Source organism: Streptomyces sp. NBC_00435 (assembly GCF_036014235.1).
Lineage (GTDB): Bacteria > Actinomycetota > Actinomycetes > Streptomycetales > Streptomycetaceae > Streptomyces.
The window spans coordinates 3,918,903-3,943,690 of the sequence record NZ_CP107924.1; the positions used below are offsets into that span (position 1 = coordinate 3,918,903).

Below are 24,788 nucleotides of genomic sequence, written 5' to 3' on the forward strand. Positions count from 1 at the left end.
CCCTTCCCCCCCTGCCTCCCCGGAGCCCACACCATGACCACGATCCTCCTGTGCGACGACCACGTGGTGGTCCGCGCCGGCCTGCTGGCCCTGCTCGGCAGCGAGCCCGACATCGAGGTGCTCGGCGAGGCCGGCAGCGGGGAGGAGGCGGTCGCGCTCGCGGCCAGACTCCGCCCCGACGTGGTCCTGATGGACCTCCAGCTGGGCGCGGGCATCGACGGCGTGGAAGCCACCCGCCGCATCACGACCGCCCCGAACCCCCCGCACGTACTCGTCCTCACCACGTACGACACGGACGCGGACATCACCCGGGCCATCGGCGCGGGCGCCACGGGATACCTCCTGAAGGCGGAACGCCCCGAGGAACTCTTCGCCGCGATCCACTCCGCGGCCCAGGGCCGCACCACGCTCTCCGCCCCGGTGGCCAGCCGCGTGATGGCCCACATGCGCGGCACCCGGCCCACCCTGACCGACCGTGAGCTCGACATCCTCGGCCAGCTGGCCCGCGGCCTCGGCAACCGCGACATCGCCCGCGCACTGTTCATCAGCGAGGCCACGGTCAAGACCCACCTGGGCCGCATCTACGACAAACTCGGCGTCGACACCCGCGCGGGCGCGGTCTCGGTGGCCAAGGAACAACGCCTCCTCCCCTGACCCGGGGCCCGTACAAGGCCCGTGCCCTCCTCCCCATCGTCCATCCGTACGAGATCGCGGTCGTACGCCGCGCCGATCCCCCGCGGGCGGCGACACGGGAGGCTCGTGAGTGTCCGGACCGCCTCGAACCGGCCCGGGCGCCACCAGCCGTGTCGAGAGGAACCCGCCATGCCGACCACCGATTTCGCCCCGGAACGCCGCCGCATGCTCACCATGCTGGGCACGGGTGCCGCCGTAGCCGGGCTCGGCGCGCTCGCCGCCGCGACGCCCGCCAACGCCGCCGCGTCCGAGGACCTGACCGCAGCCTCCTACGGCAGCACGACCGGTTCGGTGGAGGACGAGCTGGCGATCAACCGCCTGCTGGAGACGTACCTCTTCGCCGTCGACACCAAGGACAAGACGGTCTTCCGGACCCTGTTCACCGAAGACGCCACCCTCGTCGTGCTGGCTCACCCCGACGGCACCGCCGGCATCGTCAAGTCCGGCATCGAGGCGGTCGTCGCCAACCTCGACGGCGCCGCCGCCTGGGGCTACTCCACCCACGTCACGGCCAACGCCTACATCCGCGTCACCGGCCGGACCGCGACCGGCGACAGCCACGCGACCGCCCAGCTCGTCTACCCGGCCACCGCGACCGCCCCGGAGACCGTCGTCGTGCGCGGCATCCGCTACCGCGACGAGTACGTGAAGTCCCTCGGCGTGTGGAAGATCCGCAAGCGCGTCTTCTCCCCGCTGTGGCAGTACAACGGCACCGCGGTCCCGATCGCGTACCCGAACTAGGGCCTGTGTGATGTCGTGATCAACTGCTGGGTTCTGCCCTCTTCAAGGGGTCGATTCCGGTAGGACTGTGGTGGTGACGCGTAGGCAACTGACCCATGCCCAGTGGAAGTTCATCGAGCCGTATCTGCCGATCGGTAGGTACGGTCCGTATCCGGAGCGGTTGCGGGAGCAGTTCGAGGGTGTGATCTGGCGGTTCCGCTCCAGTGGTCAGTGGCGGGAGATGCCTGCCGAGTTCGGTTCCTGGGCCACTGTCTACGGGCGCTTCCGCGTGTGGCGGGACGCCGGTGTGTTCACGGCCCTGCTGGAGGGCTTGATCGCCGAGGGTGCCCGGGCGGGCAGGACGGATTTGTCGCTGGTCAGCGTGGACTCCACCACGGTCCGCGCTCACCACGATGCCGCGGGGATGCGCGTCAGCAAGCACCTGATGAAGGCCCTGGAGGAAGCCGTGGAGGAGCAGGTGACGGCCCGGCAAAAGGGGGCGGCGCGGAGGAACAGAACGGACTGGACGAACGTCGGCGCATCCGGCGCCGACGCAGGCTCCGCCTGAAGGAAGCCCTGCTCGGCCGGTCCCGGGGCGGCCTTACGAGCAAGATTCATCTCGCTGTGGACCGCCGGTGTCGTCCGCTGGCGCTGGTCCTGACTGCCGGGCAGGCCGGGGACAGCCCGCAGTTCGTCCCCGTGCTCGCGAAGGTGCGAGTCCGCCTGCCGGTCGGCCGTCCCCGCACGACGCCTGGTGCGGTCGCCGCGGATAAGGCGTACTCGTCCCGCGGCAACCGCGCCTACCTGCGCAAACGCGGAATCAAGGCCGTCATCCCGGAGAAGAAGGACCAGGCCGCCAACCGCAGGAAGAAGGGCGCACGAGGCGGCCGGCCCGTCAGCCACGACGCCGACCTCTACAAGGAACGGAACACCGTCGAGCGCCTGATCAACAAGCTGAAAGCCTGGCGAGGCATCGCCACCCGCTACGACAAAACCCCAGGCAGCTACCTCGCCGGCCTCCACCTCCGCGCCGCAATGATCTGGATCGACGACCTCCTCAAAACCGCCGACTGATCACAACCCCACACACGCCCTAGTCCGGCCCGGCGGCCCGGCGGCCCGGCGGGGGCTACCCCAACCCGATGAGTCCGCGGTCGACGGCCGCCCTCACGGCCGCCGTACGGTTCTCCACCCCGAGCTTCTCGTAGACGTGCACGAGGTGGGTCTTGACCGTCGTCCCGCTGATGAACAGCGCCGAGCCGATCTCCCGGTTGGAGCGGCCCGTCGCGATCAGCTCCAGGATCTCGGTCTCCCGGGCAGTCAGCGCCGCCCGCGGCGCCCGGTAGGCGTTCATCAGCCGCGAGACCACCGAGGGCGACAGCGCCGAATCGCCCGCCGCGACCGTCCGCAGCGACTGGAACAGCAGGTCGGGCGGGGACCCCTTCAGCAGGTACCCCGCCACGCCCGCCTCCACCGCCCGCACGATGTACGCGTCGGACTCGTAGCTGGTCAGTACCACCACCCGGGGCGGCGCGGGCAGCCGGCCGATCCGCCGTGTGGTCTCGACCCCGCACATGCCCGGCCCCATCCGGATGTCCATCAGCACCAGATCCGGAGCCAGCTCACGAACCAGCCGCAACGCCGCACCCCCGTCCGCCGCCTCCCCGCACACCTCGAACTCGGCACACCCGGACAACAACGCCCGCAGCCCGGCCCGCACGACGGGATGATCGTCCACCAGCAGAATCCGCACCGCCCCACCCACCCTCACCGCACCGGCCGCCCCCGGCGTACCCGGCGTACCCGGCGTACCCGGCGTACCCGGCGTACCCGGCGTGCCTACGGTGCCCGCCGCTCTCGCCGCGCCCGTCATGCCCGCCGCTCTCGCCATGCCCGTCATGCCGGATCCGGTGCTGTGGCCGGGGCTTGGCCCGGGGCCGGGTCTGTTGCTGGGGCCGAGGCGGAGGCCAGGGCCGGGGCTGATCCCGACACCGGGGCTGAAGCCGGGGCCGGGGCCGGAGCCGGCAGGCAGACCGACACCACGGTGCCCCCGCCCGGAGTGCTCTCCACCGTGGCCGTACCCCCCAGGTACCCGATCCGGCGCCGCAGCAGCCGCAGGCCGTCCCCGCCACCTGCCCCGGCCGGATCGAACCCGACGCCGTCGTCCCACACGTCCAGGGCGACCACGTACGGCTGGTAGGTCAGGGTCACCACGGTCGCCGAGGCCCGCGCGTGGCGGCGTACGTTGGCCAGCGCTCCCTGCGCCGCCCGTAACACCGCCCCCTCGACCCTCCAATCCAGCCGGCGGGGTTCCCCCTCCAGCCGGAACCGGGCCCCCTCCGCCCCCGCGCACAACCCGCGCAGGGCCTCGGGCAACGACCCGCCGTCCAGCTCGGGCGGAGCAAGATCGTGTATCAGCCGCCGGGCCTCGGCGAGGTTCTCGCGCGCGGCCACCGCGGCCTGCCGGACGAGCCGCCGGGCCTGGCCGGGCTCCCGCGTCCACTCCCGATCGGCGGCATCGAGCAGCAGGTGCATGCTGGTCAGGCCCTGCGCCACGGTGTCGTGCAACTCGGCGGCGAGCCGGTTGCGCTCCCGGAGCACCCCGTCCGCCACCGCCTCGCCCTGTCCCCCCGCAGCCGCCATGACCGTCCCCGTCCCCTCACCCCCACGACCCCCCGGACGGGCCGAGCTTAAACCGAAGGAACCGGCCTCCCCGGGAAGGATCAGGAACTCTGATCCACCCCATTCACGCCACCCCGCCGCTTCCGCACCCGGGCCCCACCCGCCTCCCCACGCACCACGACCAGCCCGGCACCGCCCGCCGCTCAACGCCCACCGCCGAGCCCCGCCACCACCGCACACGAGCCGCCCCCGGTCCCGCACCCCCCACGCCCGGAACCATTCCCGGCCACCACCGGCGCCGTACTCGCTACCACCGGTCGTGCCCTCACCCCACGGGGCCGCGCGTGACACCGCCAGGCCGGCCCCGGCCACCACCGGGCCCACCGTCGCCACCGCCAGGCCGGTCCCCGCCACCACCAAGGCCGCAGGTGGGACCACCCGCCCCGCACGTGACACCATCGGCTACGTGCTCGACATCGGCTACTCCCTCTCCCGGCGCTTCCCCGACCCCCCGCAGACCGACTACCGCTCGGCGGACGTCCACTCGCTGCGCCACGACCTGTTCTGCGGGGACGTCTACCTCGCGGACACCAACGCGGACCGGGAAGTGTCCACAGCCTGGGGATGGGTGCCGGTACTGGACTTCGCCTGGGCGCTGTGCGACATCGTCGAGCAACTCGACCAGGACCCGCGCGGCAGCCGCGCCGCCAACCGGCAGTACGCCGAACTCGACTTCACCGAGTCCTCCGACCGCATGCTCTTCGAGCGGCGCTTCGGCTGGGTCGACATCGAAGCCGACTGGATGCCGCCGGAGGAAGCGCCCCTCACCTTCAGCCACCGGCTGCTGCGCCGCGAGGCACGCGACTTCCTCCACGACGTGATCGCGGACCTCATCGACATGCACGACGGTCTGGCCGACAACCCCATCATCTGGACCCTCCAGTCCCGCTTCCCCCGCCTCCCGGCGTAGCCCCCGCACGGGGTTCGGGGATGCTCCCCGGCCCCGCAGCCACGTGCGGCGCCGCTCCCCGGCACCAGCACCCGGGCCCGGACCCCCGCACCTCAAACGCCGGCGCGGCTGGGGCAGCCGGAGCCGCGCCCGGCCAGGCCGAAGAGGCCCCACCCGAGCCAGGCCGCGCCAAACCAAGCCGCGCCGCCCCCACCCAGCCAGGCGGCTACGCCAAGACCCGCAGCCCCACCTGCGCGGCCAACGCCGGCGCCAGGTCGAACAGCTGCGCCGGGCTGATCACCGCCCCCGCCAACGCCTCCACCCCCCGCGCGATGCCCAGCTCCACCGCCCCCCGCAGGTCCACCTCCGCCATCCGCGCCCCCGCGAAATCCGCCCCCCGCACCGCGCAGTCCCGGAACTCCACCCGCTCCATCACCGCACCCCCGAAGTCCGGCTCCACCAGCACGCACCCCTCGAAGACCACGTCCTTCAGCTTGGCCATCCGCAGGTTCAGATAGTCGATCTTGCCCCCGCGCACGAGCACCCGCTCCAGCACCGCCCCGTGCAACTGCACCCCGCCCAGCCGGGCTTCCAGCAGTTCGACGTCCCGCAGCGAGGCCCCCGACAGGTCGGTCCCGACGCCTCGGACGCCCTCCAGCACCGAGTCCAGGAACCGCGCATTGGCCAGCACGCTCTCGTCCAGCGCGCATCGCCGTAGCGCGCAGTCCATGAACCGGGACCCCCGCCCGTCCTGACCCGCCAGGTCAAGGTCCTCGAGCTCCAGCCCGTCGTAGTCCCCGTCCGGCTCCAGCCCACCGCCCTCCCACGCGCTCAGCTCCGGCAGCCGCACCTCCGGCCGCTTCGCCGCCTTCACCGTCTGCCTCTGCCCGTTTCGCACCATCTCCCCATCCTCGCCCACCCCACCGACAACCCCACCGACAACCCCACCCCTTGACCTCAACCCCACTTGAGGTCAGACCCTTTCCCCATGACCACCACCCCCGCCCACACCGCCGGCCCGACCCCCACCCCAGTCGGGCCGGCCGACATGCGCGCCGTCCGCCTCCACGCCTTCGGCCCCGCCGAGAACCTCTCCTACGAACCAGTCCCCCGCCCCACCCCGGCCCCCGGCCAGGTCCGCATCGCCGTCGCCGCCGCCGGCGTCCACCTGCTCGACACCTCCCTGCGCCGCGGAATCCAGGGCCCACCCGCACCGCTCCCCGCGCTCCCGACCATCCCCGGCCGCGAAGTCGCCGGCACCGTCGACGCCCTCGGCCCCGGCACCGACCCCGCCTGGCTCGGCCGACCCGTCGTGGTCCACCTCGGGTTCGCCCCCGGCGGCTACGCCGAATACGCCGTCGCCGACGCCGACCGACTGCACACCGTCCCGCCCGGCCTCGACCCCGCCACCGCCGTCGCCATGATCGGCACCGGCCGCACCACGCTCGGCATCCTCCAGTTCGCCGACCTCGGCCCCGGCTCCGTCGCCCTGGTCCCCGCCGCCGCGGGCGGCATCGGCACCCTGCTCGTCCAGTACGCCAAGCACGCCGGAGCCACCGTCGTCGCCCTCGCCGGCGGCCCCGCCAAGACCGCCCTGGCCACCGCCAACGGCGCCGACCTCGCCCTCGACTACACCCGCCCCGACTGGGCCGACACCGTCCGCGCGCACCACCCCGACGGCGCCACCGTCCTCTTCGACTCCGTCGGCGGCACCATCACCCGCACCGCCCTCGACCTCCTCGCCGACGGCGCCCGCCACCTCGTCTTCGGCTGGTCCGCCGGCCCGGTCCCACTCACGGACACCGACCGCGCCGCCCTCGAAGCCCGCTCCGTCACCACACTCAACGTCCTCGGCCCCGCCATGCTCCAGCGCGCCGGCGGCGACGACCCCCTGCGCCTCCTCGAAACCCGAGCCCTCACCGAAGCCGCCAGCGGCCGCCTCCGCCCGGCCCTCCAGCGCTACCCCCTCGGCGAAGCCGCCACGGCCCACCGCGACCTGGAAAACCGTGCCACCACCGGCAAGGTCGTCCTGGAACCCTAGGAGGCACCCCACCAACCCTCCGCACCACGGGGGCGGAACAGTCCTCGGTGGGTTACGAGGGCCCGCGATCGTCCCGCCCCGGACCTTCGCGCTCCCCCGACACACCGCACAACGCGCGGGACCCCGGCCGCTACAGGGCCCCGCCCAGCTTGCGCAGCGCGTCGTCCGTCAGCCGGTTCACGGTCCACTCGTCCATCGACACCGCTCCGACCGACCGGTAGAAATCGATCGCAGGCGCGTTCCAGTCGAGAACGGCCCACTCCAGCCGCTCGTAGCCACGCTCCACACAGATCCGCGCCAACTCCCGCAGCAACGCCTTCCCATAGCCGCCACCGCGCACACCCGGACGTACGTACAGGTCCTCCAGATAGATGCCGTGCACCCCGCGCCACGTCGAGAAACTGAGGAACCACAGCGCGAACCCGGCCACCTCGCCCTCCGGCGTGCAGGCGACGTGCGCGAACGCCGCCGGACGCTCCCCGAACAACGCCTCCCGCAACTGCTCCTCTGTGGCACGCGCCTCGTGCGGCACCTTCTCGTACTCCGCGAGCTCCCGGATCATGGTGTGGATGACGGGAACGTCGCTGGCGACAACACTACGGATCATCCCCGCACCCTACGGTTCACCGCCCCCGAAGCCCCGGCCCCCGGCCCGGCCTCTCACCGCACCCGCCCCAGCAACGACTCCGCCACCCCCAGCTGCACCACCGCCGGCTGCTCCCCGTCCGCCAAGTCCCACAGACAGTTCTGCAGCACCCGGCCCAGCGTCCACGCCCGCGCCCGCTCCCGGTCCGCCCCCACCGCCTCCGCCAGCAGCTCGAAACGCCACCGCACCTCCCCCGCACGGAAGTTGTTGACCAACGCCGGCAACAACTCGAAACCCGGGTCGCCGGCGAGCGGCTTCGGATCGATCGCCAGCCACGGCTCCCGCCCGCCCGCCAGCACGTTGTCGTAGTGCAGGTCCCAGTGCAGCAACCGGTCCCCCGGCTCCTCCGCCACCTCCCGTACCGCCGCCGCACAATCACCGACCAGCGCCCGCGCCCGGCCGTCCGCCACCCGCGCCAGAACCCCCGACCCCGCCTCCTCCAGCATCCCCGCCACCACATCCCCGAGCCTCCGCAGCCCGGCCGGCGCGGGCACCGCCGTCAGCCGCGCCAGCAGACCCCCGACGATCTCCACCGCCCGCCTGGAATCCCGTACCGCCAACCCCGACAGGTGGCGCCCCTCGTCGAGCCGCTCCAGCAGCAGCGTCCCCGTCCCCGCGTCCTGCGCCAGCAACCGCACGCAGCCCTCCCCGCCCCACGCCCGCAGCGCGAGCGCCTCCCCGGCGCTCTCCTCGTCCGGCGCGGGCAGCTTCAGCGCCGCCGCCGTCCCGTCCACCCGCTCCACCGGCAGCACCAGAGCCGTCACCCCGTACATACCGGGCCCCGTCACCCGCAGCCCCCACCGCTGCAAGAACACCGCCACCCGCGCCGGCAGAGCCTCGACGAACTCCCGCCCGGCCACGCCGCCGTCGGACAACCGCGCCCGCGCGAAAGCATCGGGAACCCCACCGAAGCCACGGAGACCGTCCACACCGTCCGTGCCGCAGTCATCGCCCCCGGCGCCCCCGAACCCACCAGTTCCACCGCCGCCGCTCATCCCCCGAGCCTAGGCTCCGACACCCGCGTCCTTCAGCGCCCCCACGAACGCCCGCGCGTCGAAGAGCGACCCGTCCCTCGACCCGACCGGCTTCCCCTCCACCAACACCATCGGCGTCGCCCTCGCACCCGTCGCCTCGAAGCCCTCCTCGGCCTCACCGACCCAACCCTGGTACTTCCGCTCCCTCACCGCCGCGTCGAACTCCGCCCCACGCAGCCCCGGCACCCTGTCCGCGATCTTCAGCAACAGCTCCTCGGTGAACTTCCCCTTCGGCTGACTCGCGAAGACCGCCGCGTGGTACTCCGCGAACTTCCCCGCATCGACGGACGCACGCAACGCGTTGACCGCCTTGGCCGAACCGCTCACCCCGCCCTGGTCCAGGAACGACGCCAGCACGTACTCGATCCTGACCTGACCGGCGACCGCCAGCTTCAGCAGGGATTCACCGCCCGCCTCCTCGAACCGCGCGCAGTACCCGCACTTGGGGTCCACCAGCACCTGCGCCGTACGCGGCGCGTCCAGCTTCCCGACGACGATCCTCGGCCCGTCCACCTCCGCCGGCAACCCCGCGAGCTGACCGGCGATCGGACTGGTCCGCACCACGACCTCAGAGGTGGCCGAAGGCCTCCCCTCACCGGAACCGGAGCCACAACCGACGACCGCCCCACCCAGCAGCGCGGCCGACACGACCGCCACGACAAGACGTCCTGCTCCTGCGACCCGCGCCATACAAACCGAACCTCTCATACAAAAACCTGACAAAATCCCCGCCCCACCCTAAGGACGAAACCACCCGCCCACATCAGTCATTCGGCCACCCCTCACGCCCGGAAACCCGACGTCACGTCCCTGGACACCCATCCGGAACGAGGTGTACCAACTCCCCCATGACGATCAACGGCGGAATTTCCTTCTGGTACGCGACGGACGAGACCGCCACCTCCCGCCCACCCCGCGCCCCCCTCACCGCCGACACCACCGCCGACGTGGTCGTCGTCGGCGGCGGCTACACCGGCCTGTGGACCGCGTACTACCTCAAGACCGCGGCCCCCGACCTGCGAGTCACCGTCCTGGAGCAGAAGTTCTGCGGCTACGGGGCCTCCGGCCGCAACGGCGGCTGGCTCTACAACGGCATCGCCGGCCGCGACCGCTACGCCACCCTCCACGGCCACGACGCCGCCCAGCGCCTCCAGCACGCCATGAACGACACCGTCACCGAAGTCGTCGACACCGCCGCCAAGGAGGGCATCGACGCCGACATCCACCGCGGCGGAGTCCTCGAAGTCGCCCGCACCCCCGCCCAGCTGAGCCGCCTCAAAACCTTCCACGCCGCCGAACTCGCCTTCGGCGAAACGGACCGCGAGCTCTACGACGCCACCGACACCCGCGCCCGCATCGACATCGCCGACGCGGTGGGCTCCTCCTGGACCCCGCACGGAGCCCGCATCCACCCACTGAAACTCGTCAAGGGACTCGCCGCCGCCTGCGAACGCCTCGGCGTCACCATCCACGAATCGACACCCGTCACCGAAATCGCCCCCCGCCGGGCCGTCACCCCGTACGGCACGGTCCGCGCACCGTACGTACTGCGCTGCACCGAGGGCTTCACCGCCGCCCTCAAGGGCCAGAAGCGCTCCTGGCTCCCCATGAACTCCTCCATGATCGCCACGGCCCCCCTCCCCCCGGAGGTCTGGTCCCAACTCGGCTGGTCCGACGCGGCCACCCTCGGCGACATGGCCCACGCCTACATGTACGCCCAGCGCACCGCCGACGACCGCATCGCCATCGGCGGCCGCGGAGTCCCCTACCGCTACGGCTCCCGCACCGACAACGACGGCCGCACCCAGCCCTCGACGATCGCCGCCCTCACCCGACTCCTGGAGTCCTTCTTCCCCGTCCTCACCGGCATCGAGATCACCCACGCCTGGTCGGGCGTCCTGGGAGTGCCCCGGGACTGGTGCGCCACGGTCACCCTGGACGCCACCACGGGCCTCGGCTGGGCCGGCGGCTACGTCGGCTCCGGCGTAGCCACGTCGAACCTCGCCGCCCGCACCCTGCGCGACCTGATCCTGGGCGACAGCACGGACCTGACCACCCTCCCCTGGGTCAACCACCGCGTCCGCCGCTGGGAGCCGGAGCCCTTCCGCTGGCTCGGCGTCCAGGCCCTCTACGCCGCGTACCGCGAGGCCGACCGCCGCGAATCCACCACCCACACCCCGACGACGGCCCCGCTGGCCCGCCTGGCGGACCGCATCTCGGGCCGCGGCTGAGGGCATGCAAAAGGCCCCGGACGATCGTCCGGGGCCTTCCGCTTCTGTACGAATCCCTTGGTCGGCGAGCCTCTGACCTGGGATGGAGCCGCCTATCGGAATCGAACCGATGACCTTCGGGTTACAAAGCCGGTGCTCTACCAACTGAGCTAAGGCGGCACACATGACACTGCACAGTGCGCAGAATCGCCTTCACTCTACACAGCCGCCAGACCTCGCCGCGAAGAACTTTCCGGCCCTCCGTAACCCTCCGCCCATCCGTTCGCTCTACGTACTGGAGTGCCGTCCGACCCTTGGACCGGAGGGGACGGGAACGCCGCCGTGACCCTCCGGGACGAGGGCTTGCGGCCGTACCGGCCGGTGGCGACGGCGCTGCCGCCCGACAGGGGCCGACGGGCCGTCGGTCTTCACACCTGTGGAGTCTGCGGGTACCCCGCCCGTACCAGCCGCGGGGCCACCGCCTCCAGCGGGAGGCCCGGGTTGAGGGCGTCGACCACGGCCTGGGTGAGCGGGCGCAGTGACCACACGTGCCGGACGGCCTCCAGGGGCAGGTCGGTCTCGTAGTAGTCCTCGGCGAAGGCGTGGTAGGCCTCCGGGGTGCCGGCGGCCAGGATGTCGAAGAGGTAGTCGGTACCGTCCGGGTCGGACCGGCCCTCCGGGAACTCGACCTTGCCCGCGCGCCAGGCCGTGTCGGCGGTCTCGCGCCAGAAGACGGCGGTCGCGTTGAGGACACCCTCCCCCTGGCAGAAGGCGGGCTCGGTCGTCAACGGCAGGAGGACCTCCGGTATCCCGTCGATCAGCCCCGGCCACGGAGCCCCCTCGTCACCGGCCCACGGGCTCATCGGCGACTCGTGGTCGAAGCCGAAGCCGAAGACCCCCGCCCCGGTGAAGACGATCGCGTAGTCGTCGCCCGAGCCGTTGTCCATCAGGGCCACTTCCTCGCCCTGGCCCCACGCCGGGTCGTACGAGAAGTAGCAGTCGCCCTCGTTGCCGCTGATCACCAGTTCCAGTGCCGCCATCGCCCGGCAGCGGTCGCGCAGGGTCGCGATGTCGGGCAGGGCGCGGGTCAGGTCGTAGATGGTCATGGTCGGGATCCAAGCAGCCGCCTCTGACAGCGGCCCCCGGCAGGCGGCTCCTACAGGCGACCCCCGGCAGCGGGCTCCGCACGTCGGCGAAGTCACCTGGTCCAGGTGCTGACAGGAGGGGCTGGGGCGGGTAGCGTCGGGACCGAGTCCAGTTACTGGACTAGACCTTCCACTCGGATCGTCCGGCACGTTCCTGCCGGTAGAAGGGATTCATCACCATGGCTTCTGTGACTTTCGACAAGGCGACCCGTCTGTACCCCGGCGGTGACAAGCCCGCTGTCGACCAGCTCGAGCTGGAGATCGCGGACGGCGAGTTCCTCGTCCTCGTCGGCCCCTCCGGCTGCGGCAAGTCCACCTCGCTGCGCATGCTCGCCGGCCTGGAGGACGTGAACGGCGGTGCCATCCGCATCGGTGACCGCGACGTCACGCACCTGCCGCCCAAGGACCGGGACATCGCGATGGTGTTCCAGAACTACGCGCTGTACCCGCACATGTCCGTCGCCGACAACATGGGCTTCGCGCTCAAGATCGCCGGCGAGGACAAGGCCACCATTCGCAAGAAGGTGGAGGACGCGGCGAAGATGCTGGACCTGACCCAGTACCTCGACCGCAAGCCGAAGGCGCTCTCCGGCGGTCAGCGCCAGCGCGTCGCGATGGGCCGCGCGATCGTGCGCAAGCCGCAGGTGTTCCTCATGGACGAGCCGCTGTCGAACCTCGACGCCAAGCTCCGCGTGTCCACCCGTACCCAGATCGCGGCCCTCCAGCGCGACCTGGGCATCACCACCGTCTACGTCACCCACGACCAGGTCGAGGCGATGACGATGGGCGACCGCGTCGCGGTCCTCAAGGACGGTCTGCTCCAGCAGGTCGACACCCCGCGCAACATGTACGACCGCCCGGCGAACCTCTTCGTCGCCGGCTTCATCGGCTCGCCGGCCATGAACCTCGTCGAGGTCCCGATCGCCGACGGCGGCGTGAAGTTCGGCGAGAGCGTCGTGCCGGTGTCCCGCGAGGCGCTGTCCGCCGCGGCCGACGCGGGCGACCGCACGGTCACGGTCGGCGTGCGCCCGGAGCACTTCGACATCGGTGACACCGGCGGTCTGACCATCACCGTGAACGTCGTCGAGGAGCTGGGCGCGGACGGGTACGTCTACGGTTCGACCTCGCACTCCGAGGGCTCGCAGGACATCGTGGTGCGCGTGAACGGCCGCAACGTTCCCGAGAAGGGCTCGACGCTGCACGTCGTGCCGCGCGGGGGCGAGATCCACGTGTTCTCGACCTCCTCCGGGGCCCGTCTCTCCAACTGATCCGCCGGGGCGGTCCGTCGGACCGGTCCAATGGAATGGTCCGACGGACCGGGCCGCCGGATCCGCGTCATGTCCGCCGAAGGGGCGTCCCGCCAAGGGGCGCCCCTTCGGCGCGAGTTCCGGCAGATCGGGCCATTCGGCCCTCTGCGTCAACCCTTAATTCGAAAAGTCACGTCGAACCATCCCCCGACCGAGTGACTAAATGTCGCCAAATCTTCACCGAGCGCTACTCTCGCCCTCGTGACCCACACTGCCCGCCGTATCGGCCGATCCCTCGCCCTGGTCCTGCCCGTCGTCCTGGTCCTGTCCGGGACCCTCGCGGTCACCATGGTCCCCTGGGCGGACAACACCCCCTCCCAGATCCTGACCGCGTCCGCCGAGGACGTCTCCGTGCCCGCGAAGCCACGTGCCGCGCAGGACGTGCTGCGCGAAAAGCTGCTGAGCGAGATCCAGCAGGGTGAGCAGCCGGGTGACGTACTCACCCATCTCCAGCAGGAAGTTGACCGGCGGCCGTCGCTGGCCGAGCACTGCGCGGGGATCGCTCGCGCGCTGGGTCGGGCCGCGGTGGACGCCTACGGGCCCACGAAGGCGCAGTCGTTCGCGCGGCCGGTGTGCGACACCGCGTACGCGTCCGGCGTCGCCTCCATGGGCTGACGGCCGCCGCCGTACGCCGTTCCCCATACGGACATGACCGATTCCGAGGTTGCCGGGAGCTCGGAGCTCCCCGACCGATTCCACGTGGCCGCGTTCCCGGCCTCCCCGGTCCAGGCTGTCGTCCTGGCGGGGGGCCAGGGTTCGCGGCTGCGGCCTTATACGGACGACCGCCCGAAGCCGATGGTCGAGATCCCCGGGACGGGGGTGCCGATCATCGGGCACCAGTTGGCGTGGCTGGCGGCCGAGGGGGTGACGGACGCCGTCGTCTCGTGCGGGCATCTCGCCGAGGTGCTCCAGGAGTGGCTGGCCGGGGCGTCGTTGCCGTTGCGCGTGACCACGGTGGTGGAGAGCGAGCCGCTGGGGCGGGGGGGTGGTCTGAAGTTCGCCGCCCGGCACCTTCCGTACCCCGACCAGGCCTGGTTCGCGACGAACGGGGACGTGTGGACACGTTTCCCGCTGCGGGAGATGGCGGCGTTCCATGCCGAGCGGGGGGCCACGGCCACGCTGGCGCTGGCCCGGCCGCGCATTCCGTGGGGTGTGGTGGAGATCAACGAGTACGGGCACGTACTGGACTTCATCGAAGCTCCGCAGTCCCCGTACCCCGTCAATGCCGGGGTGTACGTCTTCGGGCCCGAATTCGCGGCGCTGCTGCCGGATTTGGGTGACCACGAGCGTACGACGTTCCCGCGACTGGCCCGTGAGCGGCGCCTCGCGGGCTTCCCGCTGCCCCAGGGGGCCTACTGGCGGGCGATCGACACGGCGAAGGACTTGACCGAGGCGGCGCGGGAGTTGGCCGCGCAGAGCGGCTCGTAGGCCTTCGTGGGCCACGTGGGCCTCCCGTAGGCCTCGGTGGGCCTCCCGTAGGCCTCGGTGGGCCTCCCGTAGGCCTCGGTGGGGCTCCCAGGCGTTGGTGGCCCCCGTAGGGCCTGTGAGGCCCGCATGGGCCCCTCGCGGGCCCTGCTAGGCCGTCGTGGTCGTGGGCCCTGCTGTCGCCTCCACAGGTCCACAGGCCGTCCCGCCGGCCGAAGGACTCCGGCACCGCCAGGTGAACGTGAGAGGGCCCGGCACGCTTCCGCGTGCCGGGCCCTCGTCCTGGCCCTCGTGGGGCCGGCCGGTCAGCCGAGGAGTCCGCCGAGGATGTCGGGCTTCTTCGGCGGGGTGGTCCCCGATCCGCCGGAGGAGCCGCCGCTGCCCGTGCCGGACGAGCTGGTCGGGGGCTTCTGCGGGGTCGACTGGCGGGGGGTACTGCGCGGGCTCTGGCTGCCGCTGCTGCTGCCCCGGGTCGCGGTGGGCGATCCGGAGCCGGAGCCCGGGGTGGCCGAACCGGTGGCTGCGCGCCCGGACTTGGCGGCCGGCGAGGAGGCCGCGGCCGAGGGCTGCGCGGCCGGCTTGGAGGGCGTCGGGCGCGCGGGCTGCTGCTGCGGGGTGCGCGGCAGGGGGCGTCCCGGCAGGTAGTTGCTGGGGGCCTGGCCGGGTCCGGGGACGGTGACGACGGTGGTGGAGCGGACGGCGCCGCCGAGGAGCGAGCCGATGAGGAGGGTGAGTCCGCAGACGACGGTGGCCATGACGGCTCCGCGGCGCAGGACGCGGCGGCGCAGGCGCCAGACCTCGGAGCGCGGGCCGAGAGTGCGCCAGGCTTCGCTCGCGAGGCGTCCGTCGAGGGAGTAGACGGGGGCGCCGGCGATGATCAGCGGGCTCCAGGCGGCGAGGTAGATGATGTCGGGTGCGTCGTAGGCGGGGACGGTCTTCCAGCTGACGGTCATCAGCAGGGCGGCGGAGAGCAGGGCGCCGAAGCAGGCGGCGAAGCGCTGCCACAAGCCGAAGACGGTGAGTACGCCGACGACGACCTGGAGGAAGGCCACGCTGAGTCCGGCCCCGACGGGGTGGGCGAGGGCGAAGTCGCGCAGGGGTTCGGCGAGGGCCCAGGGGTGCAGGGTCTGCAGCCAGGTGACCATGGAGCCGCGCTCGCCGCCGTCGAAGTAGACGGGGTCGCACAGTTTGCCCATGCCGGCGTAGATGGAGATGAAGCCGAGGAAGACGCGCAGCGGGAGCAGCACGACACCGAGGTTCATGCGGCGGCCCGGGTAGTACTGGGCCTGTGCGCGGGCGTCGCCCGGTGCACGGCGGGAGTCGGCGCCGGGGCCGTCCGCGGCGGCTTCGTAGGCCTCTTGGGGGAAGTCCCGTACGGCGGGCTGGGCGCGGGTGTCGTCCGGGTCGCCGTAGTTGCGTTGGCCGATGACGGTCGGGACGGCGAGTGTGTCGTCCGCGAGGTCGTGGGCGAGGTCGATGCGCGGGATGACCTGGGTGGCTCCGCCGTCGTACTCGTCGTGTCCGCGCCCGTGTTCGCGTACGGCCTGGAGCAGGCCGCCCATGGCGGCACTGGCGGCGGCGTCGCCGGGGGCGGACCTGCCGCTCCAGACGACGGGCCGGCGGCGGGCGGCGCCCACTCCGGCGGCTGCGAGGGCTCCGCCGAGCGCGGGGGTGAGCCCGGGTGCGCCCGCGGGCCTGGGACGCGCGCTGGGGCTCGGTGCGAGCCGCACGCGGAAGCTGGCGTGGTTGACGATGACCTGTGCGGGATCGCACGGCACCTTGACCATGCTCAGCGCGGGCTGGTCGTCGAACCCTGGCGTTCTGGTGTCCACACTCATCTAACCGAGTGACGAGTGTTTAGGACACTGCCTTGACATCAGGGATGTGTCCGAGACCCGTCAAATCAAGCCACCCCGCCCGTGAGGGGCGGGGTGGCACGCTCACGGGTCACGTCCGGTGAGCCAATTGGATCAAGCGGGGGCCCTGAATGCTCAGGCCATGACGCTCAGGCCGTGACGCTCAGGCCCTGATGCTTCAGGCGCGGCCGCGGGTGGCGCGGCGGCGGGCGGCCTCGTAGAGGACGACGCCCGCGGCGACACCCGCGTTGAGGGATTCGGCGCCGCCCGGCATCGGGATGCGCACGAGGTAGTCGCAGTTCTCGCCCACGAGGCGGCCGAGGCCCTTGCCCTCGGAGCCGACGACGATGACGACGGGGCCGCCCAGCGCTTCGAGTTCGTGGACCTCGTGGGTGCCTTCGGCGGCGAGGCCGACGACGGTGATGCCGGCCTTCTTGTACTCCTGGATGGCGCGGGTCAGGTTGGTGACCCGGGAGACCGGGGTACGGGCGGCGGTGCCGGCCGAGGACTTCCAGGCGCCGGCGGTCATACCGGCGGCGCGGCGCTCGGGGATGACCACGCCGTGGCCGCCGAAGGCGGAGACGGAGCGGACGATCGCGCCGAGGTTGCGGGGGTCGGTGACGCCGTCGAGGGCGACGATGAGGGGGTCCTCGCCGTTGTCGTACGCGGCGGCGGTGAGGTCCTCCGGGTGCGCGTACTCGTAGGGCGGGACCTGGAGGACCAGGCCCTGGTGGTTGAGCCCGTTGGTCAGCCGGTCGAGTTCGGGGCGCGGGGCTTCCATCAGGTTGATGTTGCCGCGCTGGGCCGCGAGCTGGAGGGCTTCGCGGACGCGCTCGTCGTTGTCGATGAACTGCTGGACGTACAGGGTGACGGCCGGTACGCCGTCGCGCAGCGCCTCGAAGACCGGGTTGCGGCCGACGACCATCTCGCTGGTGCCCTTGGGGCCGCCGCGGCGCGGGGCCGGGCGACGCTTGGCGGCCTGGCGGGCCATGGCGTTGCTGATGCGGTTGGCTTTGTGCTTCTTGCGGTCCTCGGCCTTGGGCGTGGGGCCCTTGCCTTCGAGGGCCTTGCGCCGCTGGCCACCGCTGCCGACCGTCGCGCCCTTCTTGTTGGACGTGCGGCGGTTCCTGCGCTGGCTGTTCCCGGCCATGACCTCTACCTGTTTCGTTGGTGCTGCGATATGTACGTATGAAGAGTGTGCGGCTCGGAGGGCCGAGCGGCACAACGGGACTGCTCCGGTGGGCTCAGCGGGGGCCGAGCGTCCAGCGGGGTCCCGTGGGGCTGTCCTCGATGACCAGGCCGGACTGCTGCAGCTGGTCGCGGATGGCGTCGGCGGTGGCCCAGTCCTTGCGGGCGCGGGCGGACTCGCGCTGCTCCAGGACCAGGCGTACGAGGGTGTCCACGGCTCCGTGGAGGTCCTCTCCCCGGTCCGCTTCGCCGGCCCAGTGGGGGTCGAGGGGGTCGAGGCCGAGGACGCCCAGCATGGCACGTACCTCGGACAGCCGTGCGATGGCGGCGTCCTTGTCGTCGGCGGCGAGCGCGCTGTTGCCCTGGCGGACGGTGGTGTGGATGATCGCGAGTGCCTGCGGGACGCCCAGGTCGTCGTCCATGGCCTCGGCGAAGGCGGGCGGGACCTCGGCGGCCGGATCGACGGGCTTTCCGGCCTTCTCGACGACGCGCTGGATGAAGCCCTCGATGCGGGCGAAGCCGGACTCGGCCTCGCGCAGCGACTCCACGCTGTACTCGATCATCGAGCGGTAGTGCGGGGTGCCGAGGTAGTAGCGCAGGACGATCGGGCGCCAGACCTTGAGCATCTCGGAGACGAGGACGGAGTTGCCGAGCGACTTCGACATCTTCTCGCCGGAGAGGGTGACCCAGGCGTTGTGCATCCAGTACTTCGCGAACTCGTCGCCGTAGGCCTTGGCCTGGGCGATCTCGTTCTCGTGGTGCGGGAAGATCAGGTCGAGCCCGCCGCCGTGGATGTCGAAGGCGCTGCCGAGGTACTTGTGCGCCATCGCGGAGCACTCGAGGTGCCAGCCGGGACGGCCGCGGCCCCACGGGGTCTCCCAGTCGGGCTCGCCGGGCTTGGAGGCCTTCCACATGGCGAAGTCGCGGGGGTCGCGCTTGCCCGTGATGCCTTCTTCGGCGGGCTGGCGCAGGTCGTCGATGTTCTGGTTCGACAACTCCAGGTAGCCGGGGAAGGAGCGGACGTCGAAGTAGACGCTGCCGTCGGCCTCGTAGGCGTGGCCGCGCTCGATGAGCCCGCGCATCATCTCGATCATCTCGGGCACGTGGCCGGTGGCGCGCGGCTCGTACGTGGGCGGAAGGCAGCCCAGCGCGTTGTAGCCGTCGTTGAAGGCGCGCTCGTTCTCGTACCCGATGGACCACCAGGGGCGGCCCTGCTCGCCGGACTTCCAGATGATCTTGTCGTCGATGTCGGTGACGTTGCGGATGAAGGTGACGTCGAGGCCGCGGTAGGTGAACCAGCGGCGCGCGATGTCGAAGTTCAGGTACGAGCGGACGTGCCCGATGTGCGGAGCCGCCTGCACGGTGGCGCCACAGAGGTAGATCGAGACGCAGCCCGGAACGAGCGGGGTGAAGTCACGGATCTGCCGGGCGCTGGTGTCGTACAGGCGAATAGTCACGGCATCCAGGGTAGTGCGCCTGTAGCAGTGCCCCGCGACCCTTTCGGTACGCGGGGCCCGCTTTGTTGGCGGAGAAGTGCGGGAGGGGTGTATCCGTACGGGGTACTAGGCCCGGTTCGTCCGGTACACGAGGGCCGTGGCGATCGCGGCGAGGCCCTCGGCGCGGCCGGTGAGGCCCAGTCCGTCGGTGGTGGTGCCCGAGACGGAGACGGGGGCGCCCGCCGCGGCGGCGAGCGCCTTCTGCGCCTCTTCGCGCCGCTTGCCGATCTTCGGGCGTACGCCGATCACCTGGATGGCGATGTTGCCGATCTCGAAGCCCTCGGCGCGGACGATCCGGGCGGCCTCCGCCAGGAGGGTGACGCCTGCGGCGCCGGACCACTCGGGGCGGGAGGTGCCGAAGTGCGCGCCGAGGTCTCCCACGCCGGCGGCGGAGAAGAGGGCGTCGCAGGCGGCGTGCGCGGCGACGTCGCCGTCGGAGTGCCCGGCGAGGCCGTCCTCTCCTTCCCAGAGCAGGCCGGCGCACCACAGTTCGCGGCCGGTCTCGAAGGCGTGGACGTCGGTGCCGATGCCGACGAGCGGGATGAGGGGCGCGGCGGTGGCGAGGGGGGCTGCGGGACCGGCGGGACTAGTAGGCATCGGTGGCCCTCCTGCGGGCGAGTACGGCCTCGGCGAGGACCAGGTCGAGCGGGCGGGTGACCTTGAAGGCCTCTTCGTGGCCGGGGACCACCACGACGGTGACGCCGAGCTGCTCCACCATCCCGGCGTCGTCCGTGGCGCCCTCGCCGTCGACGGCGACCTTCTCGTGCGCGCGCAGCAGCGTCGCGAGGTCGAAGCCCTGCGGGGTCTGCACGGCGCGCAGCCGGGACCGCACGGGGGTGGCGACGACCGGCTCGGGCTCGCCGGGATCGCCGGGCTCGACCTCCTTGACGGTGTCGGCCAGGGGCAGGGCGGGTACGACGGCGGGGGCGCCGTCGCGGACCGCCTCGACGACGGAGTCGACGGTTTCCACGGGGACCAGCGGGCGGGCCGCGTCGTGGACGAGGACGGCCGTGACCCCGTCGGGCAGGGCGTCCAGGCCGGCGCGTACGGATTCCTGCCGGGTCTCCCCGCCGGGGACGACCAGGATCTCGGTGCGGTCGGGCAGCGCGTGCTCGTCGAGGAGCCGGCGCACCTCGGCGGTGTCGGCGGGCGGGGCCACGACGACGACGAGGGCGACCGCGCGGGAGCGCGCCATCGCACGGACGGCGTGGACGAGCATGGGGATCCCGCCCAGGGTCCGCAGGGCCTTGGGGGCGCCGGGACCGAGACGGACCCCGCGGCCGGCGGCCGGGATCACCGCGGCGGTGCGGTGGGGGCGCGATTCGTCAGACATCAGTAGCTCCGAGCCAGGTTTGTGACTTCGGCCGACATGGGTATGGCCTGAAGGGTGCCGGGTGCGACGCCCTCGCCCCTTCCGTGACGACCGGTCGAGCCGGCTGCCCGGACCCGGCACGCCAGTGAGGCGATGCTTTCGGCGGTCGCTGTTTTCGGCGGTCGCTGTTTTCAGTGGCCGCTGTCAGGTACCGGCAGCGGCGGCAGCAAAAGGGGCATGGGTACAGACATGCCGCAGCGCCCGGCAACAAGTTTCCTTGTCATCGGGCACCGCGGCACAACTGTGTACGGATGACCGCGTCAGGACGCGAGCACCTCGTCGAGGAGGGCCTCGGCCTTGTCCTCGTTGGTGTTTTCGGCGAGCGCGAGCTCGCTCACCAGAATCTGACGCGCCTTCGCGAGCATGCGCTTCTCGCCCGCGGAAAGCCCGCGCTCGCGCTCACGACGCCAGAGGTCACGCACAACTTCGGCGACCTTGATGACATCGCCAGAAGCGAGCTTTTCCAGATTTGCCTTGTAGCGCCGGGACCAGTTCGTCGGCTCTTCTGCATACGGTGCGCGGAGCACCTCGAAGACCCGGTCCAGCCCGTCCTGGCCGACTACGTCGCGAACACCTACGAACTCCGCATTGTCCGCAGGTACGCGAACGGTCAGGTCACCCTGGGCGACCTTGAGCACCAAGTAGGTCTTGTCCACGCCTTTGATCTGGCGAGTTTCGATAGCCTCGATCAGCGCGGCCCCGTGATGGGGATAGACCACGGTGTCGCCAACCTTGAACGTCATGTGACAGGTACCCCTTCCGTGGCTATCCAGGGTAACACGAGAATCGACCGTTATGAATGGCGTTTTCGCAGGTCAGGGCCCATCTCAGGGCTTGACAACAGCGCCAGGGACGTGCTGCGGGAGCCTTCCGCGAGGGGGTAATCGCAGGTCGGAGGCACTGCGCGGACCGGGCGAAACGGCTACGGTACAGCCGGTCCACAGCCCTACCGACGCGCCGTACGTCCCGTTTTGACGGTTTCTGGCCCGGGATACCGAACTACTCCGTTCGACTGGCGGCCACCCGTACGGGTCCCGTTCCGGTCCAATCCGGAATTGATCACCGGGTGGCGTTCGAAGGAAATCCGGAAATTGATCACCGGGGGCGGGCGGGCCTTTGCGGGGCGGGCCTTTCACGAATGAAAGATCACCCGTCCGGGGCGGGGACAGGGCGGGGACAGGGCGCGGACGAGGCAGGGACGGGGCGTGCGCGGGGCGGGCCCCGGGGCGTGAGCGGTACGGGGCCCGGAGTGGGCCGCCCCCGCGCTGCGGAGGGTCGGGTGCGGGGGCGGGGCGGCGGCTCGGTAACCTAAGCGCGCTGACACACCCTTAGAGCGGCTTTACTTCGGCCGTTCCGAGCCGCCCACCCTTCCGTTCCGTACGTCCAAGGAGTTGCCTCCGCCGTGAGCCGCAGCCTTCGACGCGGCGCCCTCGCCGCCACCGCCGTCGTGTTCTCGATCGTCTCGCTGGCCGCCTGTGGTGCGGGCCAGGACGCGCAGACGCTCCAGATCAAGCCGGACAACGCCGCCGCCACCAAGGGCGACATCAAGGTCCAGAACGCTCTGGTGATCACCCCGGAGAAGGACAAGAAGGGCCCGGCCGCCGTCTCCGCGACGCTGTTCAACGCCGGCACCAAGGAGCAGACGCTCGAGTCCATCACCCTTCCGGGCGGCAAGGCCACCGTGGTGCTCAAGCCCGCGGCCGGCGCGTCCAAGGTGGTCGTCCCGGCCGGCGGCTCCGTCGTCCTGGGCGGCAAGGGCAACGCCTCCGCCGTCATCGCGGGCGGGGACGCCGTCGCGGACGGCAACGTGCAGCAGGTCGTCTTCAATCTGAGCACCACCGGCAGCGTGGCCCTGGGGGCCTTCGTCGTCCCGGCCGCCGGCATGTACGAGGGCTTCGGGCCGACCGCCGGTCCGGTCACGGGCGCCACCCCGTCGGGCAGCCCCTCGGGCAGCCCCGCGGCCGTGCCTTCCGGTTCGCCTTCCACCTCTGGCTCCCCGGCCGCCGGTACCCCCGCCGCGGGCAGCTCCGCGGGCACCCCGTCCTCCAGCGCCGGCCACTGAGGCGCGCGGCACCGTACGCAAGGGCAACGGCCCCCATCCGCTCGACGCGGACGGGGGCCGTTGCCGTACTGCCCACTCTTTCGATCTTTACGGCTCGAACTTGTAGCCCAGGCCGCGGACCGTGACCAGATAGCGCGGCGCGCCCGGGTCCGGCTCGATTTTGGCGCGCAGGCGCTTGACGTGGACGTCGAGGGTCTTGGTGTCGCCGACGTAGTCCGCGCCCCAGACCCGGTCGATGAGCTGCATGCGGGTCAGGACGCGGCCCGCGTTGCGCAGCAGCATCTCGAGGAGGTCGAACTCCTTCAGGGGGAGGTCCACCTTGGCTCCGGCGACGGTGACCACGTGGCGGTCGACGTCCATCCGTACGGGGCCCGCTTCCAGGGCCGCCGGGGTGACCTCTTCCGGTTCGCCGCGGCGGCGCAGGACCGCGCGGATGCGGGCGACCAGCTCCCGCGAGGAGAAGGGCTTCGTGACGTAGTCGTCGGCTCCTATCTCCAGCCCGACGACCTTGTCGATCTCGCTGTCCTTGGCGGTCACCATGATCACGGGGACGTTGGAGCGGCCGCGCAGCTGCCGGCAGACCTCCGTGCCGGGCAGGCCGGGGAGCATCAGGTCGAGGAGGACGAGGTCGGCGCCGTTGCGCTCGAACTCGTCGAGCCCGTCGGGCCCGGTCGCGGCGATCGCGACCTCGAAGCCCTCCTTGCGGAGCATGTAGGACAGGGCGTCGCTGAAGGATTCCTCATCCTCGACGACAAGCACTCGGGTCACGGAAGGACCTCCGGGGCAGGGATGGCTGGTGCGGTTTGAGGTTCGAGCAGGGTGTTGGCGGGTGCGGAGGCCGTCGCCGGGGCCGGCGCGGCCGCTTCGGGGAGTCGCAGGGTGAAGGTGGAACCCTGGCCCTCCGAGCTCCATACCGACACCTCCCCGCCGTGCGAAGCCGCTACGTGCTTCACGATCGCGAGGCCCAGGCCGGTTCCTCCCGTGGCGCGGGAGCGGGCCGGGTCGACGCGGTAGAAGCGTTCGAAGATGCGCTCGCGGTCCTTTTCCGGGATGCCGATGCCCTGGTCGGTCACGGCTATCTCGATCAAGTCTCCACCCGGCGCGGTGACCCGGCGCGCGGCGATGCCGACGCGGGTCCGGGCGGGGCTGTAGTTGACGGCATTCTCGACCAGGTTTCCGAGGGCGGCCGCGAGCTGTCCCCGGTTTCCCCATACCCGCAGGTCGGCGGTGCCGCCGGCGGCCATGGTGATCTGCTTGGCGGAGGCCGTGTGGCGGCAGCGGTCGATGGCCTCGGCCACGAGGGTGTCCACCCGCATGGGCTCGGCGTCCTCGAGCGGATCGTCGTTCTGCACGCGTGAGAGGTCGATGAGCTCCTGTACGAGGTTGATCAGGCGGGTGGCCTCGATCTGCATGCGGCCGGCGAAGCGGTGGACCGCTTCGGGGTCGTCCGAGGCGTCCATGACGGCCTCGGAGAGCAGGGAGATCGCACCGACCGGGGTCTTGAGCTCGTGCGACACGTTCGCGACGAAGTCCCGGCGTACGGCTTCGATGCGGCGGGCCTCGGTGAGGTCCTCGACGAGGAGGAGCACCAGGCGGGAGCCGAGCGGGGCGACGCGGGCCGAGACGGCGAGCGCTTCGCCGCGGCCGGTGCCGCGCCGGGGCAGGTCGAGCTCGACCTGGCGTATCTCTCCGTCGCGCCGGGTGTCGCGGGCCATGTGGAGCATGGGTTCCACGGCCAGCTTGCCGCCGCGGACCAGGCCGAGGGCATATGCCGCCGAGCTGGCCTTGACGACCGCGTCCCCCTCGTCGAGTACGACGGCGGAGGAGCGCAGCACGGAAAGGACGGTGTCCACCCCCGGTGGGAGCACCGCGTTGATGTCGGGGCGCATGGAGCTCCGGGTGGGGCGGGCTTGGTCGCGCTCGCTCCAGCGGAACGCCAGCATCGCGATCACACCGGTGCAGAGACCGGCAATCGCTGCAGCTGCGGCGACCGCCGCGTTCACGTCCATGACTCCAGGTTAA

The 24,788-nt window shown here is 71.7% G+C and carries 24 protein-coding genes, 1 tRNA gene and 1 pseudogene; 10 read left to right on the forward strand and 16 right to left on the reverse strand.

Features of this window, described 5'->3' with window-relative positions:
- Positions 1–33 precede the first annotated feature (33 nt).
- The 3 genes and pseudogenes from OG389_RS17885 to OG389_RS17895 all read left to right on the forward strand — a co-directional run bounded on the left by OG389_RS17885 (position 34) and on the right by OG389_RS17895 (position 2,487).
- On the forward strand, positions 34–654 hold the full coding sequence (locus OG389_RS17885) for a response regulator transcription factor (RefSeq protein ID WP_328299498.1): 621 nt from the start codon (positions 34–36) through the stop codon (positions 652–654).
- Positions 655–822: 168 nt separating this feature from the next.
- The gene (locus OG389_RS17890; protein WP_328299499.1) at positions 823–1,434 is read left to right on the forward strand and encodes a nuclear transport factor 2 family protein; all 612 of its coding nucleotides are present in this window, start codon (positions 823–825) and stop codon (positions 1,432–1,434) included.
- Between the two features lie 73 nt (positions 1,435–1,507).
- Positions 1,508–2,487, forward strand: a pseudogene (locus OG389_RS17895) (IS5 family transposase).
- A gap of 55 nt (positions 2,488–2,542) precedes the next feature.
- Here the strand turns inward: OG389_RS17895 and OG389_RS17900 are convergent.
- Positions 2,543–3,151 (reverse strand): response regulator transcription factor, encoded by a 609-nt coding sequence (locus OG389_RS17900; RefSeq protein ID WP_328299500.1) that lies wholly within the window; start codon positions 3,149–3,151, stop codon positions 2,543–2,545.
- A gap of 158 nt (positions 3,152–3,309) precedes the next feature.
- The gene (locus OG389_RS17905) at positions 3,310–4,056 is read right to left on the reverse strand and encodes a sensor histidine kinase (protein WP_328299501.1); all 747 of its coding nucleotides are present in this window, start codon (positions 4,054–4,056) and stop codon (positions 3,310–3,312) included.
- Between the two features lie 445 nt (positions 4,057–4,501).
- On the opposite strand from OG389_RS17905, the gene OG389_RS17910 reads away from it, so the two are divergent.
- A complete protein-coding gene (locus tag OG389_RS17910; RefSeq protein WP_328303874.1) occupies positions 4,502–5,005 on the forward strand; it encodes a hypothetical protein in 504 nt (167 codons plus the stop codon).
- 205 nt (positions 5,006–5,210) lie between these two features.
- Here OG389_RS17910 and OG389_RS17915 read toward each other — a convergent pair whose 3' ends face one another.
- Positions 5,211–5,885, reverse strand: coding sequence for a pentapeptide repeat-containing protein (locus OG389_RS17915; protein WP_328299502.1), 675 nt, complete (start codon positions 5,883–5,885; stop codon positions 5,211–5,213).
- Between the two features lie 147 nt (positions 5,886–6,032).
- Between OG389_RS17915 and OG389_RS17920 the strand changes: the two genes are divergently transcribed.
- The gene (locus tag OG389_RS17920) at positions 6,033–7,025 is read left to right on the forward strand and encodes a zinc-binding dehydrogenase (protein ID WP_328303876.1); all 993 of its coding nucleotides are present in this window, start codon (positions 6,033–6,035) and stop codon (positions 7,023–7,025) included.
- A gap of 130 nt (positions 7,026–7,155) precedes the next feature.
- Here the strand turns inward: OG389_RS17920 and OG389_RS17925 are convergent, their stop codons facing one another.
- From OG389_RS17925 to OG389_RS17935, 3 genes are all read right to left on the reverse strand, one after another.
- Positions 7,156–7,632 (reverse strand): GNAT family N-acetyltransferase, encoded by a 477-nt coding sequence (locus OG389_RS17925; RefSeq protein ID WP_328299503.1) that lies wholly within the window; start codon positions 7,630–7,632, stop codon positions 7,156–7,158.
- Positions 7,633–7,685: 53 nt separating this feature from the next.
- Entirely contained in the window at positions 7,686–8,600 is a 915-nt protein-coding gene (locus OG389_RS17930) for an aminoglycoside phosphotransferase family protein (protein WP_443059299.1), read from the reverse strand.
- A 75-nt stretch (positions 8,601–8,675) separates the two neighbouring features.
- Positions 8,676–9,362: a DsbA family protein gene (locus OG389_RS17935; RefSeq protein WP_328299504.1), complete on the reverse strand. Its 687-nt coding sequence runs from the start codon at positions 9,360–9,362 to the stop codon at positions 8,676–8,678.
- A gap of 191 nt (positions 9,363–9,553) precedes the next feature.
- Between OG389_RS17935 and OG389_RS17940 the strand changes: the two genes are divergently transcribed.
- A complete protein-coding gene (locus OG389_RS17940) occupies positions 9,554–10,936 on the forward strand; it encodes an NAD(P)/FAD-dependent oxidoreductase (protein WP_328299505.1) in 1,383 nt (460 codons plus the stop codon).
- A gap of 83 nt (positions 10,937–11,019) precedes the next feature.
- Here the strand turns inward: OG389_RS17940 and OG389_RS17945 are convergent.
- Both OG389_RS17945 and OG389_RS17950 read right to left on the reverse strand, forming a co-directional pair.
- A tRNA-Thr gene (locus OG389_RS17945) sits at positions 11,020–11,095 on the reverse strand.
- A 248-nt stretch (positions 11,096–11,343) separates the two neighbouring features.
- Positions 11,344–12,021, reverse strand: a complete 678-nt coding sequence (locus tag OG389_RS17950; RefSeq protein ID WP_328299506.1) for a hypothetical protein — start codon at positions 12,019–12,021, stop codon at positions 11,344–11,346.
- A gap of 218 nt (positions 12,022–12,239) precedes the next feature.
- Here OG389_RS17950 and OG389_RS17955 point away from each other — a divergent pair, with 218 nt between their 5' ends.
- The 3 genes from OG389_RS17955 (at position 12,240) to OG389_RS17965 (ending at position 14,795) form a co-directional block, all read left to right on the forward strand.
- Positions 12,240–13,328: an ABC transporter ATP-binding protein gene (locus tag OG389_RS17955; RefSeq protein WP_328299507.1), complete on the forward strand. Its 1,089-nt coding sequence runs from the start codon at positions 12,240–12,242 to the stop codon at positions 13,326–13,328.
- Positions 13,329–13,568: 240 nt separating this feature from the next.
- The gene (locus OG389_RS17960; RefSeq protein WP_328299508.1) at positions 13,569–13,982 is read left to right on the forward strand and encodes a hypothetical protein; all 414 of its coding nucleotides are present in this window, start codon (positions 13,569–13,571) and stop codon (positions 13,980–13,982) included.
- Positions 13,983–14,015: 33 nt separating this feature from the next.
- A complete protein-coding gene (locus tag OG389_RS17965) occupies positions 14,016–14,795 on the forward strand; it encodes a nucleotidyltransferase family protein (RefSeq protein WP_328299509.1) in 780 nt (259 codons plus the stop codon).
- Positions 14,796–15,097: 302 nt separating this feature from the next.
- On the opposite strand, the gene OG389_RS17970 is transcribed toward OG389_RS17965, so the two are convergent.
- From OG389_RS17970 to OG389_RS17995, 6 genes are all read right to left on the reverse strand, one after another.
- Complete coding sequence (locus OG389_RS17970; protein WP_328299510.1) at positions 15,098–16,630, reverse strand: DoxX family protein; 1,533 nt, start codon at positions 16,628–16,630, stop codon at positions 15,098–15,100.
- A 196-nt stretch (positions 16,631–16,826) separates the two neighbouring features.
- Positions 16,827–17,798, reverse strand: a complete 972-nt coding sequence (gene rlmB, locus OG389_RS17975) for a 23S rRNA (guanosine(2251)-2'-O)-methyltransferase RlmB (RefSeq protein WP_328299511.1) — start codon at positions 17,796–17,798, stop codon at positions 16,827–16,829.
- Positions 17,799–17,892: 94 nt separating this feature from the next.
- A complete protein-coding gene (cysS, locus tag OG389_RS17980) occupies positions 17,893–19,293 on the reverse strand; it encodes a cysteine--tRNA ligase (protein WP_328299512.1) in 1,401 nt (466 codons plus the stop codon).
- A gap of 105 nt (positions 19,294–19,398) precedes the next feature.
- Entirely contained in the window at positions 19,399–19,929 is a 531-nt protein-coding gene (gene ispF / locus OG389_RS17985; RefSeq protein ID WP_328299513.1) for a 2-C-methyl-D-erythritol 2,4-cyclodiphosphate synthase, read from the reverse strand.
- Positions 19,919–20,665 (reverse strand): 2-C-methyl-D-erythritol 4-phosphate cytidylyltransferase, encoded by a 747-nt coding sequence (gene ispD / locus OG389_RS17990; protein ID WP_328299514.1) that lies wholly within the window; start codon positions 20,663–20,665, stop codon positions 19,919–19,921. The genes ispF and ispD overlap by 11 nt, the downstream gene beginning before the upstream one ends.
- Before the next feature lie 299 nt (positions 20,666–20,964).
- On the reverse strand, positions 20,965–21,447 hold the full coding sequence (locus OG389_RS17995; protein ID WP_003953493.1) for a CarD family transcriptional regulator: 483 nt from the start codon (positions 21,445–21,447) through the stop codon (positions 20,965–20,967).
- A gap of 659 nt (positions 21,448–22,106) precedes the next feature.
- Between OG389_RS17995 and OG389_RS18000 the strand changes: the two genes are divergently transcribed.
- A complete protein-coding gene (locus tag OG389_RS18000; protein ID WP_328299515.1) occupies positions 22,107–22,766 on the forward strand; it encodes a DUF461 domain-containing protein in 660 nt (219 codons plus the stop codon).
- A gap of 87 nt (positions 22,767–22,853) precedes the next feature.
- Here OG389_RS18000 and OG389_RS18005 read toward each other — a convergent pair whose 3' ends face one another.
- Complete coding sequence (locus OG389_RS18005) at positions 22,854–23,534, reverse strand: response regulator transcription factor (RefSeq protein ID WP_007265514.1); 681 nt, start codon at positions 23,532–23,534, stop codon at positions 22,854–22,856.
- On the reverse strand, positions 23,531–24,775 hold the full coding sequence (locus OG389_RS18010) for a sensor histidine kinase (RefSeq protein ID WP_328299516.1): 1,245 nt from the start codon (positions 24,773–24,775) through the stop codon (positions 23,531–23,533). The genes OG389_RS18005 and OG389_RS18010 overlap by 4 nt, the downstream gene beginning before the upstream one ends.
- Between the last annotated feature and the right edge of the window lie 13 nt (positions 24,776–24,788).